We start from the raw sequence: 14,672 nt of genomic DNA on the forward strand, positions 1-14,672 counted from the left end.
GTGAGTAGTGAGCCTTGGCAGATTGGCGCCACAAACTCGTCCCTCATTCCTATGCTTGTCACAGGAATCCAGCAGACGCGTTTCCACGCGGCGGAAGAATCGCAGCCTGTCGGTACATGGTTCCGCTGCTGCCAGCGATCTCCCCAGCAAGTCGCGCGTATTGTTCCCGACTCTAAAGTCTTATCGGCTTGCGGACGGAAGCCGGCTGGATTCCTTTGACAAGCACAGGAATGAGGGAGGATAGGCGAGCGGAGAACTCAAACAGCAATCTTCTCCGCAAACTCCCGCAGCAATCTCTCCACCAGTTCCGGCGTCAGTTCATCGTAGTGGGTGATGATGACATCCGGATCGAGGCTTGAGACCGGTACATCCGAATAGCCGAAAGGCACGGCGATCGACGGCACGGCGGCGTTTCTGGCCACGGCGATATCGTTGATGCTGTCGCCGATCATCACGGTTCGGGAAATATCGCCGCCGGCGCGCTCGATGGTGCCGGTGAGATGGCGGGCGTCGGGTTTGCGGTATTGGAAGGTGTCGCCGCCGGTGACTGCTTCGAAATAGCTGTGGAGGTCGAGCTTGTCGAGTAGGCCGAGCGCGAGGCTCTCCATCTTGTTGGTGCAGACGGCGAGGCGGTAGCCAGCGGATTTCAGGCGGTTCATGGCGGCGACCAGACCGGGATAGGGTTCCGTATGGCCGGGCATGTTGCCTGCATAATGGGCGACGAAGCGTTCCACCAGCAGCGGCAGGTCGTCTCCAGCGAGCGAATGGCCGCGCAGCCGGCAGGCGCGCTCGATCATAACCCGCGCGCCCTGGCCGACGAGATGGGTAAGATCGTCATAACTGACCGGGTCGAGGCCGAGGGCTGCGACCGTATGATTCAGGCTTTCGACCAGATCGGCATGGGTGTCGAGAAGGGTGCCGTCGAGATCGAAGACGACGAGCGGAGCGGGGGCAGGGGTCAAGGGTTTGCCTCTTTGTGCGATGGGCGTCTTGCGAGCGGCGTTCGATCGACGAGGTGTCATTCCTGGGAAAGACGCGTCATTCCCGAGAACGATGATATTGCTCCTGAGGTAGGCGATCGCGCGACGGAAAGCAACGGCCTGAGGATTAGCGGGAAGGCCGCAGGCGTTTGTTTCGGCTTTTCATTTTCCGTGATGATTTTGACTTTCGTTTGCCAGGCGAGCCGTGTAAACAGCACATCCAACGCAATAATTCGGAGCTGGCGGCGCATGGATGCCCGCGAAATGAAGATCAAGGCCGCCGAGGCCGCGCTCGCCCATGTCGAAAGCGGGATGCGTCTCGGCATTGGAACCGGGAGTACGGCGGAAGAATTCGTCCGCCTGCTGGCGGAGAAGGTCGCAGGCGGCTTCCACGTCGAAGGTGTTCCGACGTCCGAACGAACGGCGCGCCTCTGTGTCGAGCTCGGTGTTCCGCTAAAGTCGCTTGACGAGCTGCCGGCTCTCGATATGACGGTCGACGGCGCCGATGAGATCGATCCGGCGCTCAGGCTGATCAAGGGCGGCGGCGGCGCGCTGCTGCGCGAGAAGATCGTCGCTGCGGCTTCGCAGAGGATGATCGTCATCGCTGACGAGAGCAAGCTGGTCGAGACACTCGGCGCCTTTGCGCTGCCGATCGAGGTCAATCCGTTCGGCCTCGTCTCGACGCGGATGGCAATCGAAAAAGTTGCGGCCCGGCTCGGCCTTTCCGGCGAACTCAGCCTGCGCCAATCCGGTGACGGAGAGTTTACCACGGACGGCGGCCATCACATCATCGATGCATTTTTTGGCCGCATTCCTGATGCAGAGGCGCTGTCGAGCGAGCTGAATTCCATACCCGGCGTCGTCGAACACGGGCTCTTCATCAATATGGCGGCACTTGCGATCATTGCCGGTCCTGCGGGTGCGCGCACGCTGCAGGCAAACAGATAACAGGAGCATACACTCATGATGAACATTGCAGGTCTTGGCCGTCTTGCCGCTGCGACCGTGGTTCTTTCCGGTCTTGCCTTCGGCTCCGCCGTCAAGGCGCAGGAAGTTTCCGAAGAGCAGCTGAAGGCTGCGCGCGCGGCGATCGACGCGATCGGTGCTACGGCCCAGTTCGACAATATCCTGCCCGGTCTTGCCGAACGCCTGAAGGCCGGCCTGATCCAGGATTCGCCGAACTACCAGGACATCATCTCGTCGACCGTTGATGCGCAGGCGCTGGCACTGGCGCCGCGCCGCGGCGATCTCGAGAAGGAAGCAGCACTTACATACGCCAAGGCCTTCACGGTCGATGAGCTGAAGGCGATCGCCGCCTTCTACACGTCCGACGTCGGCAAGAAGCTGCTGAAGGACGGCCCGGTCGCCTCGCGCGAGACAGCCAAGGCCGCGGATATCTGGGCCCAGGGCATTTCGCGCGACCTGGAAAAGCAGAGCAACGCCGAGCTGTCCAAGGTCATCAAGGCACCGCCACCGGCGACCGACAGCCCGGTTGCTCCGGCTCCCGCTGCCCAGCAGTAAGGCCTGCCTCATCGAATTTGCAAAAGCCCGGCATCGCCCGGGCTTTTTTGTTATGATGGATCCGGCAATAGCGGCGAGCTCTTGGTGAGGCTACATGTCCGATCATTACGAGGCTGTGCGAGTGCGGATATCGGGCAGAGTCCAAGGTGTCGGTTTTCGCATGTGGACACGCGATCAGGCCTTGCAGCTCGGAGTAACGGGTTGGGTGCGCAATGAAGCGGACGGATCCGTCACCGCTCTGATCGCCGGAGCCGGTAGCGCGATCTCGACGATGTTGGAGTGCTTGAAGCGTGGTCCTGCAGGGGCATCGGTCTCAAGCATAGAGACGGAAACGGCTGAACTTGAGGATATGCTGACGGGTTTCCGCGTTACCGGCTGACGGCCGCAAATCCCCGAGAGCCAAACACGCTGCTGGCGATCAGCCCCAATCCTTGGAACTCTTGGCCAATCGCCACATGCCAGTCTCATCCGGCTCCACGCGTTTGTTGCCGCGGTAGAAGATCGGCAGTCCGGTTTTCTTGTCCATGGCAAAGCGGCTCGGCGTAAATTTCTCGTTCTCGTGGCCCTGGATGGCGAGGTTCAGCGCTTCCTTGAATTTGCCGGCCTTGCACAGGTTGGCGAAGAGAGTTTGATCCATCTTTTGCTCCGGCATCCTTTCAGTCTCGTGCATTGCCTGCCAGCCTCCGTCGACGGGGTCAACCGTAAACGGTGACCGGGTCAGATTCCGGCCAATATTCGGCAATGGAGTACAGGAAGACGCGGGAGCGGGGCTTTTGTTTTCGTGACGATCGCCCCTATATCAGGAACGTCCTTCCTGCGATTCCCTTCCGGAGCTTCTTATGTCTTCCTATGATTACGACCTTTTCGTCATCGGCGGTGGTTCCGGAGGCGTGCGCGCTGCGCGCGTTGCCGCCTCGCTCGGCAAGAAGGTGGCGATCGCCGAGGAATACCGCTATGGCGGCACCTGCGTCATCCGCGGCTGCGTGCCGAAGAAACTCTTCGTCTATGCTTCGCAGTTCCACGAGCACTTCGAGGATGCAGCGGGTTTCGGCTGGACGGTCGGCCGAAGCAGCTTCGATTGGAAGAAGCTGGTCGCCGCCAAGGATGCGGAAATCGCGCGGTTGGAAGGCCTCTACAAGAAGGGGCTCGCCGGCGCCAATGCCGAGATCCTGGAAACGCGCGCCGAACTCGTCGATGCCCATACGCTGCGGCTCGTGAAAACAGGGCAGACGGTGACGGCCAAGACGATCGTGATCGCGACCGGCGGACGCCCGAACCCGCATGTCGCGCTTCCCGGACACGAGCTTTGCATTTCCTCCAATGACGCCTTTCATCTCGAGGAACTGCCAAAATCGATCGTGATCGCAGGCGGCGGTTACATCGCCGTCGAATTCGCCAATATCTTCCATGGTCTCGGCGTGGCGACGACACTGATCTATCGTGGCGCCGAAATCCTGTCTCGCTTCGACGAGGATCTGAGGCGGGGCCTGCACGAGGCAATGGTCGCCAAGGGCATCCGCATCCTCTGCCACGATACGCTGCGGCAGGTTTCCAAGGCCGACGATGGACTGGTGCTGGAGACGCTGAACAGCGGCACGCTGCAGGCCGATGTCGTCATGCTGGCCCTCGGGCGCGATCCGAATACGGAAGGTCTCGGTCTCGAGGCAGCCGGCGTAGCCGTCGACGAGCGCGGCGCCATCATCGTCGACGATTATTCCCGTACCAATGTCGAAAATATCTATGCTCTCGGTGATGTCACCAATCGAGTACAACTGACGCCGGTGGCGATTCACGAAGCGATGTGCTTCATCGAGACCGAGTACAAGAACAATCCGACCCGGCCGGACCATGAACTCATCCCCACCGCCGTCTTCTCACAGCCCGAGATTGGCACCGTCGGCCTGTCGGAAGAAGAGGCGGGCAAGTGGCACAGTGAGCTCGAAGTATACCGCGCGCAGTTCCGACCACTGAAAGCGACGCTTTCCGGCCGGCCCGAGCGGATGATCATGAAACTGATCGTCGATTCTGCGAGCCGAAAGGTTGTGGGGGCTCATATCCTCGGGCACGATGCCGGCGAGATGGCGCAGTTGCTCGGCGTCACGCTCAAGGCCGGCTGCACCAAGGACGATTTCGACCGGACGATGGCGCTGCACCCGACAGCGGCCGAAGAGCTCGTCACCATGTATGCGCCGAGCTATCGAATCCGCGACGGAAAGCGCTTCTAGGCAAGACTCTCAACTGGTGATGCGCGGCGCACGGATGACTTTAAGGAAAAGAGCCTTCATAGCATCGGCGATGCCTTCGGTCGGCGTCACCTCGAAATAGAGGCCCGGCGAGGCGCATTCCTGCATCTTGGTCGGGATCTGGCTCTGGAAGGGGCTGATCCAGGTATTGTACCAGCTGTTTTTCGGGAGAGGCAGGTAGGTCGTGTAAAGTACCGCGATCCTTATGCCCTTATCCTTCAGCGGCTTGCAGAAGGAGGTGTCGATCGGTTCCTGGCAACGCTTGCCGGTGAGTTTCTTGGTGCAGCCCTTCGGCTTCTCGCTGTCACCGACCCCATCCGAGACAAAGAACAGGATCTTCTGCGGCGTCGTTGAGGTGCTGCCGTCTCCGGGGGTAGTAATGATGTCTTTCATCTGTGTCAGCGCGTTGTCAAAGCTCGTCTGCTGGTCGTTGTTGTAGCCCTGATATGGAATGGTCATCAGGTCGACGGCGTCGGTGTAGGTGCGCACCTTGTCGAGATCATCCGTCGGCTCGGATATGGTCGTGAGCTTCGCATCTTCGGCCTTGGTGCCGAAAGTATAGACGCCCATTTGGAATTGATTGGAGGAAACCCGCGTCGCTTTTGCGGTCTGCGTCAATTCCTTGGTCGCCTGGCGCACGACGTCGATACGCATGCTGACGCCGAGCTTCTTGGCAAGATTGTAGTAGTTGTTTTTGTTTTGAGTTTCGTGGCAGGCGAAGGCGCAGCTGTCACTGGTGTTCTTTTCCATCGTCGAGACGTCTTTGGCGGTGGCGCCGACGCCCATCGACGGCGTGTTGTCCAGCAGGATGTAGAAATCCATGAAAGAAGCCGTCTGATACTCGGCTGTCGCCGTGCCCGAGATTGTGATCGAATCCCGGCCGAGAACGCGCATGAAGGTGGTCGGCACGTTCGCCGTAAAAGAAACCTGAGAGTTCAGCTTGTTTGCGGCCTTGGTGACGTCGATGCCGAGATCGACTTGAATGCCGGTCAGCTCGCCTGACATCTGGGACATGAATATGTTACGGGCGTCGGTGCTGCCAAGCGATATCGTGCCGTTGCCGCTCATCGTCATCGCGGCGGCGACCGCGCCCGATTTTTCGGCGATCGAACCGACGGCAGCGGCATCGGCGGCGGCGTAGAGCTGCGTCCTCAGACTCAGTGCGTGGGCCACATCCACCGCCATGCCGGCCGCACCCACGAGCGGCACCATAAGCAATGCGGTCATGATGCCGAAATTGCCCGAGCGGTCCAAAATGAAGCCGGGCGGAAGGATCGCCATGACATGTCCCCAATGTTGAAACTCCTTCGGGTTCTACATGCAAAATCTGAAATATGGGGAAATCGACATGGTATATGCTGGTTTAAAGCGGCCGGTGATTGGCCTTTGCAAGCTTGATCTAAAGGTCTATAAGCCGCCGGATATTAAGACAGGGCATCCGAGGATTGGATGTGAGTGAGGTTAGTAAGATGGCAGAGAACTGGACCCCGAGCAGCTGGCGGCAAAAACCGATCCTGCAGGTTCCCGAATATCCCGATGCAGCCGCTTTGGCGGCAACAGAGGCCACTCTCGCCAGCTATCCGCCGCTCGTCTTCGCAGGCGAAGCGCGCCGCCTGAAGAAGCATCTCGCCAATGTCGCTGAGGGCAATGGATTCCTGCTGCAGGGTGGCGACTGCGCCGAGAGCTTCGCCGAACACGGCGCCGACAACATCCGCGACTTCTTCCGCGCTTTCCTGCAGATGGCCGTCGTGCTGACCTTCGGGGCGCAGCTGCCGGTCGTCAAGGTTGGCCGCATCGCCGGTCAGTTCGCCAAGCCGCGCTCCTCGAATGTCGAGAAGCAGGGTGACGTGACGCTGCCGGCCTATCGCGGCGACATCATCAACGGCATCGAGTTTACCGAGGAGTCGCGGATTCCGAACCCCGAACGCCAGGCCATGGCCTACCGCCAGTCGGCCGCGACGCTGAATCTTCTGCGCGCCTTCGCGATGGGCGGCTACGCCAATCTCGAAAACGTGCATCAGTGGATGCTCGGCTTCGTCAAGGACAGCCCGCAGGGCGAGCGTTACCGCAAACTTGCCGACCGCATCAGCGAAACCATGGATTTCATGAAGGCGATCGGCATCACTTCGGAAAATCACCCGAGCCTGCGCGAGACCGATTTCTTCACCAGCCATGAGGCGCTGCTGCTCGGCTACGAGGAGGCGCTGACCCGCGTCGATTCCACCTCGGGCGACTGGTATGCCACATCGGGCCACATGATCTGGATCGGCGACCGCACGCGCCAGGCCGACCATGCGCATGTCGAATATTGCCGCGGGATCAAGAACCCAATCGGACTGAAATGCGGCCCGTCGCTGCAGGCCGACGATCTGCTGCAACTGATCGACATTCTGAACCCCTCGAACGAGGCCGGGCGTCTGACGCTGATCTGCCGCTTCGGACACGAAAAGGTCGCCGAAAACCTGCCGCGCCTCATCCGCGCCGTCGAGCGCGAGGGCCGCAAGGTCGTCTGGTCGTGCGATCCGATGCACGGCAACACGATCACGCTTAACAACTACAAGACACGTCCCTTCGAGCGGATCCTGTCGGAAGTCGAAAGCTTCTTCCAGATCCACCGCGCCGAAGGCACGCATCCCGGCGGCATCCATGTCGAGATGACCGGCAAGGACGTGACGGAATGCACCGGCGGTGCCCGCGCCGTCACCGCCGACGATCTGCAGGACCGCTACCACACGCATTGCGATCCGCGCCTCAACTCCGACCAGGCGCTCGAACTCGCCTTCCTGCTTGCCGAGCGCATGAAGGGCGGCCGAGATGAGAAGCGCATGGTTGCAAACGGCTAAGCCAGCCGGAAACGTGATAAAAAACCCGGCGCGATGCCGGGTTTTTTATTGCCTTCAGATGCTCGCCTGAATGCTGTGCAGGTTGGCATAGACACCGCCCTGCGCCATCAGATCATCATGCGTGCCCTGTTCGACGATGCCGTCACCGGTCAGGACCAGGATGCGGTCGGCATGTCGCACTGTCGACAGCCGGTGGGCGATGACCAGGATGGTGCGGCCGTTCGCCAGAGTGAGCAGCGCCTGCTGCACCGCCCGTTCGCTCTCGTTGTCGAGGGCGCTGGTCGCCTCGTCGAAGATCAGGATTTCCGGATCTTTCAGGAAGGCGCGGGCGATCGTGATGCGCTGGCGCTGGCCTCCTGACAGTTTGACGCCGCGCTGGCCGATATCGGTATCATAGCCATTGGGCAGGGCCATGATGAAGTCGTGCGCATTGGCGGCGCGGGCAGCCGCCTCCAGCTCGGCATCGGTCGCATCCGGCCTGCCGTAGCGGAGGTTTTCCGCGACGGTGCCGGCAAAGAGATAGACGTCCTGCTGCACCACGCCGACATGGCGCCGGAGCGAGGCCAGCGTCACGTCGCGGATATCGATTCCGTCGATGCGGATCGCTCCGGCGTCGATATCGTAGAAGCGCGGTATGAGCGCGCAGAGCGTGCTCTTGCCGACCCCCGAAGGCCCGACCAGGGCGACGAATTCTCCGGGGGCGATGGTGAGGGAAAGCCGCTCCAGCACCCTGGGACCATCGGCTTCGTAGCCGAAGGCGACGTCGGAAAAACTGATCTCGCCCCTCGGCGCCGGCATCGGACGGGCGTTCGGCCGGTCGGTGATATCGGGATCGATCTCCAGGATTTCCATGGCTCTGATGAAGCCGGTATAGCCTTCCTGCCAGAGGCGCACGAAATTGGCGAGCCGCTGCACGGGATCAACCAGCACGCCGACGCAGAGCAGGAAGGTCAGCATATCCGGGACGATCAGGTCCGCCGCCAGGATGCGCAAGCCTCCTGCGATGATTACCAATATGGTAACGAGCTGGGCGAAGGTTTCGGTGCCGACCGAAAACCACGCCTCGCTGCGGTAGCCTTCGGCGCGGCTTTGCAGAAAACGCTGGTTTTGCGCGGCGAAGCGCTGCCGTTCCAGAGCCTCGTTGGCGAAGGACTGGACGACACGGATGCCGGCGAGCGCATCTTCGACACGCTCGTTGACGGCGGCGATCTGCCGCTTGCTGGCTTCGAGCGCACGGTTCATGCGCCGGTTGAAATAGAGCGCATAGACCACTGCCACCGGAGTGAGCAGCAGGATGAGAGTCGCCAGCAGCGGATCGATGAAGAACAAGACCAGCATGGCCCCGCCATATTTCAGAACGGCAATGGAGAGATCCTCCGGGCCGTGGTGAAAGAGCTCGCCCAGCCAGAGGGAGTCATTGGTGATGCGGCTCATTAGCTGGCCGGTGCGCTGGCGGTCGTAGAAGCTGAACGAGAGTTTCTGGCAATGCTCGAAGAGTTCCTGCCGCACTGTCGCTTCGATGCGGGCGCCCATGACATGGCCGCGATAATCGACGAAGAAGATCGCCGCTATCTGGACCGCGAGAACGGCCAGCATCACACCGCCCATCGCAAGGATCTGAGCGAAGGCCTGCGGGGTGTCCGGTAGAGCAAGAAGCCGGCTCGTGACGATGTTGGCGCAGAGCGGCAAGGCAACCGCCGTGCCGGCGACGAGGATGGCGCAAAGCAGATCCGCAAGTAGCAACGGCAGATGCGGACGGTAATAGGAGATGAATTTGCGCATTCGCGACCGGCGCCGCTCGCGGTCGGCGGCTTTCCAATCGCCCCGGAAGAGGTTCAGAAAGAGGTTATGGCGTCGCGAGCTTTTCCTCGCGCGGGAGAACGGAGTATGCATGAAGCAGAATGTCCTTGTGGGCGATGTTTCCTTTCTGTTTGGACAGGGTCGCTCTCATTTCAGTCTCCCGGCGGTTGAATAAATCGAGGCTATAGTATCACCGAGAACGGCGTCCGGTTCAACGCGGTGACGATAGGAGATGGGCCGGTGTGGTCGATGGGCAACAGCGAGGGGTCGCCAGCCATGCTTGGGCGAGTGCCGCTTTTGGCGTGCACCTTCAAGATTTCTGATCGCTCGTTCAGGGGAATGGATTTGACGGCAGGGCCGAGTGGCCGCACTTTCTCCAGGAGCGAGGAGAGAACGATCATGCGCGAACAAAACACAGGCGGCTGCCTTTGCGGCGCCGTGCGATATTCAATCGCGGCGAAGCCAGGACCGGTGGTTGGCTGCCATTGCTCGCAATGCCGCCGGCAGACGGGATTTTACTATGCCGCGGTCAACGTGCCGCGCGCCTCTCTTTCGATCGAGGGAGCAGAAGCCATCCGCTGGTATCGGTCCAGCGAAGAGGCGCAGCGCGGCTTCTGCTCGAATTGCGGCTCGGCATTGTTCTGGCAGGGTGACGGACGATCGGAAGTCTCGGTGATGGCAGGCACTTTCGACGAACCGAGCGGCCTCACCTTCAGCCACCATATCTACTGCGCCGACAAGGGCGATTTTTACGAGATATCAGACGGTCTGCCGCAATATGACAGGTATCCGCCTGGTTGATGTGAGGATGCCTCGCGTCAGGTCTTGGTCGCGAGCGCGGCAGTGAGACGCGCGACGTCTTCGCGCAGCGCCGTCAGTTCGGTCAGCACGCTCATGTCGATCTTCTGATGCAGCGAGAGCACTTCGAGTTCGGCCTTGAGGTTGACTTCGTAATCCTTGGCGGCCTCGAAGCGGTCGCGCTCGGCCTGGCGGTTCTGCGACATCATGATGATGGGCGCCTGGATGGCGGCGAGCATTGACAGGATCAGGTTCAGGAAGACGAAGGGGTAGGGGTCGAAAGCGCCACTCGCCAAAACGATGGTATTGATCACCGTCCAGACGACGAGGAAGGCCAGGAAGCCGAGGATGAATGACCATGAGCCGCCGACACGGGCGATGCTGTCGGCGACACGTTCTCCAAACGAGGCCTCGGCAGAAAGGGCGGCGTTGACGTCGGTCGAGATGATCTTGCGCTCGTGCGCTTTCGCCAGCACGCGCTTTTCGGTGTCGCCGAGTTCTTCGGCCGGTTTGTCGAAATGATGGTGCACGAAATTCGAGAGATTATTCATGGCCTGTTTCCGATGACCGTTATCGATGTTGCCGCTTTCGCGCGTCAGTATTCCGCTCCGCCGGTAAATTGCAATGCATCGGTGCCGTAAGCCTTCAGCGCGCCTGTTCACAAAAAATTCGTGAGCCCGATGCAACGCTTTGGCCGCGAACGTGTTGCGGTAACGGGAGCCGCAGGCTAAACAGATGACATGACACAGGAAAACGCTCTCTCCGATATCTTCCGCATCGCGATCGGCCAGCTCAATCCAACGGTCGGCGATGTCGCCGGTAATCTTGCCAAGGCACGTGAAGCGCGCGCCGAGGCAACCCGAGAGGGCGCGCACCTACTCGCGTTGACCGAGCTTTTCATCTCCGGCTATCCGCCGGAGGACCTGGTGCTGAAGCCGGCCTTCATCCGCGCCTGCTGGAACGCGGTGGAAAGCCTTGCGGCCGACACCGCCGATGGCGGGCCGGGCGTCATCATCGGATTCCCCAGGCAGGACGAGACGGGGCGCTATAATTCTGTTGCCGTGCTCGACGGCGGCAAGGTCGTCGCGGTGCGCGACAAGGTCGATCTGCCGAATTACGGCGAGTTCGACGAGAAGCGGGTCTTCGTGCAGGGGGCCATGCCGGGGCCGGTGAATTTCCGCGGCGTGCGGCTCGGCATTCCGATCTGTGAAGATATTTGGGGCGAACTCGGCGTTTGCGAGACGCTTGCCGAAAGCGGGGCGGAGATACTGCTGTCGCCCAATGGTTCTCCCTATTATCGAGGCAAGGTGGATATCCGGCATCAGGTGGTGCTGAAGCAGGTGCTGGAGACCGGCCTGCCGCTGATCTATGCCGCCCAGCTCGGAGGCCAGGACGAGCTCGTGTTCGATGGGGCGAGCTTCGCCTTCAACGCCGACAAATCGCTCGCCTTCCAGATGAGCCAGTTCGAGACGGCGCTTGCAGTGACGACCTGGAAACGTCGGGAAGCAGGTTGGCACTGCGCCGAAGGGCCGATGGCGCGTATCCCCGAAGGCGAGGAGGCCGATTACCGCGCCTGCCTGCTCGGCTTCCGCGACTACGTCAACAAGAACGGCTTCAAAACCGTCGTTCTCGGCCTTTCCGGCGGCATCGACTCGGCGATCTGCACAGCGATCGCGGTCGATGCTCTCGGAGAGGAGCGGGTGCGAACGGTCATGCTGCCCTATCGCTACACCTCGGAAGATTCACTGAAGGATGCAGCCGACTGCGCCAAGGCGCTCGGTTGCCGTTATGACATCGTACCGATCGAGCAGCCAGTAACCGGATTCAGCAGCGCGCTGTCCAACCTCTTCGAGGGTACAGAGAGTGGTATCACCGAGGAGAACTTGCAGAGCCGCGCGCGCGGCGTCATCCTGATGGCGATCTCCAACAAGTTCGGCGCGATGGTGGTGACGACGGGCAACAAATCGGAAATGTCAGTCGGCTACGCCACGCTCTATGGTGACATGAACGGTGGCTTCAATCCGATCAAGGACCTCTACAAGATGCAGGTCTATGCGCTGGCGCGCTGGCGCAACGAGAATGTGCCGCCGACTGCGCTGGGGCCGTCGGGCGAGGTAATCCCGCAGAATATCATCGACAAGGCGCCATCGGCCGAGCTGCGTCCCGATCAGAAGGACCAGGACTCGCTGCCTCCTTATCCCGTTCTCGACGATATTCTCGAGTGCCTGGTGGAGAAGGAGATGGCGGTTGAGGAGATCGTCGCGCGCGGCCATGACGTCGCGACCGTTCACCGGGTAGAGCACCTGCTCTATCTCGCCGAATACAAGCGCCGGCAATCGGCGCCGGGCGTGAAGATCACCAAGAAGAACTTCGGCCGCGACCGGCGCTATCCGATCACCAACCGATTCCGCGATCGCTGACGTAATCGACATATCGGGGAGGCAATATGCGAAGCTCGGTCGAGATCTACAATGTCAGGACGGGCAGGGCTCGCGAGGTCTGGCAGACGGACAGGCTGGTGGAAGCGCCGAACTTCTCGCCCGATGGTTCCTATCTCCTGCTCAACGGCGACGGGCTGCTCTTCCGGCTGCCGCTCAATGGCGGCGAGGTAGTCAAGGTCGATACCGGCTTTGCCGTCAACTGCAACAATGACCATGGTATCTCGCCTGATGGCACCGAGATCGTCATCTCCGACAAGACCGAATTCGGCAAGTCAGCGATCTATATCCTGCCGATCGAAGGCGGCACGCCGCGGCTCGTCACTCAAAACCAGCCATCCTACTGGCACGGCTGGTCGCCGGACGGGCGTCAGCTGGCCTATTGCGGCATTCGCGACCACCTCTTCGATATCTATACGATTTCCGTCGATGGCGGCGTCGAGACGCGGCTGACCCATGGCGAGGGCCGTAACGACGGGCCGGATTATTCCGCCGACGGGCAATGGATCTATTTCAACTCCAGCCGCACCGGGCTGATGCAGATCTGGCGCATCCACCCCGATGGCACGGGTCTCCAACAGGTGACTTCGGATGATCAAGGGAACTGGTTCGCCCATCCGTCACCCAGCAATGACAAGGTGCTGATCCTGTCCTACGACCCATCGGTTTTCGACCATCCGCGCGACCTCGACGTGCGGCTGCGGCTGATGGATATGGACGGCGGCAATCTGAAGACGCTGTTCGAGCTTTTCGGCGGGCAGGGCACGATCAACGTGCCCTGCTGGTCACCGGATGGTGATGAGTTTGCCTATGTCAGGTATTTTCCGGTGAGATCTTGAAAGCGGCGCACCGCCATTTGATGATGGGGCGGTGGTGGCCTTAAGCCGGTGACGCAACCCTTCTGGAATAGGCATTGGCCGCGCTGGAGAAACACGACGATGCCTTCAACATTAGCCACATGGCTGCGCCTGCAGATAATTCTTGTCCTGATCCTTGCTTCCCAGGTATGGCAGCGGCAACGGCTCCGTGCCGTGACAACACGTTGGCGAAAGCCAAGGTCGTGGTCGAGGCACGTGTGAAATCGCTCGCGATCGGAGATCCCGGATTGCTGCTACCGAAAGATTATCCGAAACGGGTGATCCGGGTCGACCTAGAGATCGAGAAGGTCATTAAAGGCAACTTCATCGGCAAGGAGGCGACATTGTATGGTATCGCGTATCCCCCTCCAGAAAGGCTCCTTGAGCTATTAATGTCTTTGGCAACTGGTACGGGTGGACAAGACACCTTCGAGTGGGAGCTTTCGCTCAAAATTCCCCATCGACATTTCACGGTGGCAGCAGCCTTGATGCGCCAGCATGCCACAAGGCGTCAGATAATGATGGGGCGGTGGGGACAGGTTGTTCTCTATAGGGCTTCGCCATCTGATATTGTAATGAGCAGATAGGTCCCGCCAATGAGATTAAAGGAAGTCGATCGTGCGCGCTGCATTGTTCGGGACATTAGCCATCATAACCTGCTGTCCTATTTTACTCTTTGCCGCGTTTCCGGTGGAATACCTACGGTTGTTCGGAAAATACCAAGAGTCTCAAAATCTAAATCAGATGGCGGTTCCCATCGCCAAATTCTATATTCAGAACGATATAAGATATGCTTGCGGTAATGAGACGTACTTCAGGAATTATAATGCCATGAGCTTTTTCGATGACCTGCCGCTTTCGCCGGAAGAGGAGCTTATGCTCCAGTCACAGGACAAGATTGCGCTCTTGTTTTTAAGTGACGTCGTTTATGACCAGAATGAATATCTCGACTCTATCCGAACCGTGACCGCTTATAATATGGTCGTCGCCTCTAAGTGCCTGCACAGGCGCACGTCGTGAAAGGTCGAAACGAGCTGGTTCACAAGTCCATGAGTGCCGGCGAAGGCGCGGTCGAAGTGCTGGCTTCCTATGGTCTGGTCAAACCGGAACCATGGGGCGGCTTCTGGACCGATGAGGGCCAGCGTCTTTTGGACGAAGATTGACCTGTGAATGGGCGGCGGGATATCTGCCC

Annotated in this window: 16 protein-coding genes; 11 read left to right on the top strand and 5 right to left on the bottom strand. The window is 60.1% G+C overall.

What is annotated here, in order from left to right; translation table 11 throughout:
• Positions 1-257 precede the first annotated feature (257 nt).
• A complete protein-coding gene (locus J7U39_RS06905) occupies positions 258-962 on the bottom strand; it encodes an HAD family hydrolase (RefSeq protein WP_210631071.1) in 705 nt (234 codons plus the stop codon).
• Positions 963-1,229: 267 nt separating this feature from the next.
• Here J7U39_RS06905 and rpiA point away from each other — a divergent pair, with 267 nt between their 5' ends.
• The 3 genes from rpiA to J7U39_RS06920 all read left to right on the top strand — a co-directional run bounded on the left by rpiA (position 1,230) and on the right by J7U39_RS06920 (position 2,880).
• Positions 1,230-1,928, top strand: a complete 699-nt coding sequence (gene rpiA, locus J7U39_RS06910) for a ribose-5-phosphate isomerase RpiA (RefSeq protein WP_210631072.1) — start codon at positions 1,230-1,232, stop codon at positions 1,926-1,928.
• Between the two features lie 15 nt (positions 1,929-1,943).
• Positions 1,944-2,501, top strand: a complete 558-nt coding sequence (locus tag J7U39_RS06915) for a DUF2059 domain-containing protein (protein WP_210631073.1) — start codon at positions 1,944-1,946, stop codon at positions 2,499-2,501.
• A gap of 94 nt (positions 2,502-2,595) precedes the next feature.
• A complete protein-coding gene (locus J7U39_RS06920; RefSeq protein WP_210631074.1) occupies positions 2,596-2,880 on the top strand; it encodes an acylphosphatase in 285 nt (94 codons plus the stop codon).
• Positions 2,881-2,919: 39 nt separating this feature from the next.
• Here J7U39_RS06920 and J7U39_RS06925 read toward each other — a convergent pair whose 3' ends face one another.
• Positions 2,920-3,153, bottom strand: a complete 234-nt coding sequence (locus J7U39_RS06925; protein ID WP_210631075.1) for a hypothetical protein — start codon at positions 3,151-3,153, stop codon at positions 2,920-2,922.
• Between the two features lie 187 nt (positions 3,154-3,340).
• Here J7U39_RS06925 and gor point away from each other — a divergent pair, with 187 nt between their 5' ends.
• A complete protein-coding gene (gene gor / locus J7U39_RS06930) occupies positions 3,341-4,726 on the top strand; it encodes a glutathione-disulfide reductase (protein ID WP_210631076.1) in 1,386 nt (461 codons plus the stop codon).
• A 9-nt stretch (positions 4,727-4,735) separates the two neighbouring features.
• On the opposite strand, the gene J7U39_RS06935 is transcribed toward gor, so the two are convergent.
• A complete protein-coding gene (locus J7U39_RS06935) occupies positions 4,736-6,025 on the bottom strand; it encodes a VWA domain-containing protein (RefSeq protein WP_210631077.1) in 1,290 nt (429 codons plus the stop codon).
• 188 nt (positions 6,026-6,213) lie between these two features.
• Here J7U39_RS06935 and J7U39_RS06940 point away from each other — a divergent pair, with 188 nt between their 5' ends.
• Positions 6,214-7,587: a 3-deoxy-7-phosphoheptulonate synthase class II gene (locus J7U39_RS06940; RefSeq protein ID WP_210631078.1), complete on the top strand. Its 1,374-nt coding sequence runs from the start codon at positions 6,214-6,216 to the stop codon at positions 7,585-7,587.
• Positions 7,588-7,641: 54 nt separating this feature from the next.
• Here J7U39_RS06940 and J7U39_RS06945 read toward each other — a convergent pair whose 3' ends face one another.
• On the bottom strand, positions 7,642-9,480 hold the full coding sequence (locus J7U39_RS06945) for an ABC transporter ATP-binding protein (protein WP_210631079.1): 1,839 nt from the start codon (positions 9,478-9,480) through the stop codon (positions 7,642-7,644).
• A 306-nt stretch (positions 9,481-9,786) separates the two neighbouring features.
• Here J7U39_RS06945 and J7U39_RS06950 point away from each other — a divergent pair, with 306 nt between their 5' ends.
• Entirely contained in the window at positions 9,787-10,188 is a 402-nt protein-coding gene (locus J7U39_RS06950; protein ID WP_210631080.1) for a GFA family protein, read from the top strand.
• A gap of 17 nt (positions 10,189-10,205) precedes the next feature.
• Here J7U39_RS06950 and J7U39_RS06955 read toward each other — a convergent pair whose 3' ends face one another.
• Positions 10,206-10,736, bottom strand: a complete 531-nt coding sequence (locus J7U39_RS06955; protein ID WP_210631081.1) for a DUF1003 domain-containing protein — start codon at positions 10,734-10,736, stop codon at positions 10,206-10,208.
• A gap of 189 nt (positions 10,737-10,925) precedes the next feature.
• On the opposite strand from J7U39_RS06955, the gene J7U39_RS06960 reads away from it, so the two are divergent.
• The 5 genes from J7U39_RS06960 (at position 10,926) to J7U39_RS06980 (ending at position 14,643) form a co-directional block, all read left to right on the top strand.
• On the top strand, positions 10,926-12,605 hold the full coding sequence (locus J7U39_RS06960) for an NAD+ synthase (RefSeq protein ID WP_210631082.1): 1,680 nt from the start codon (positions 10,926-10,928) through the stop codon (positions 12,603-12,605).
• Between the two features lie 26 nt (positions 12,606-12,631).
• On the top strand, positions 12,632-13,462 hold the full coding sequence (locus J7U39_RS06965) for a PD40 domain-containing protein (protein WP_210631083.1): 831 nt from the start codon (positions 12,632-12,634) through the stop codon (positions 13,460-13,462).
• A 74-nt stretch (positions 13,463-13,536) separates the two neighbouring features.
• Positions 13,537-14,067: a hypothetical protein gene (locus J7U39_RS06970; RefSeq protein WP_210631084.1), complete on the top strand. Its 531-nt coding sequence runs from the start codon at positions 13,537-13,539 to the stop codon at positions 14,065-14,067.
• Positions 14,068-14,098: 31 nt separating this feature from the next.
• The gene (locus J7U39_RS06975; RefSeq protein WP_210631085.1) at positions 14,099-14,500 is read left to right on the top strand and encodes a hypothetical protein; all 402 of its coding nucleotides are present in this window, start codon (positions 14,099-14,101) and stop codon (positions 14,498-14,500) included.
• The gene (locus tag J7U39_RS06980) at positions 14,497-14,643 is read left to right on the top strand and encodes a hypothetical protein (protein ID WP_210631722.1); all 147 of its coding nucleotides are present in this window, start codon (positions 14,497-14,499) and stop codon (positions 14,641-14,643) included. Before J7U39_RS06975 ends, J7U39_RS06980 begins: the two co-directional genes overlap by 4 nt.
• Positions 14,644-14,672 lie beyond the last annotated feature (29 nt).

Origin of the sequence: Rhizobium sp. NLR16a, from assembly GCF_017948245.1 — a bacterium.
Taxonomy (GTDB): Bacteria; Pseudomonadota; Alphaproteobacteria; order Rhizobiales; family Rhizobiaceae; genus Rhizobium.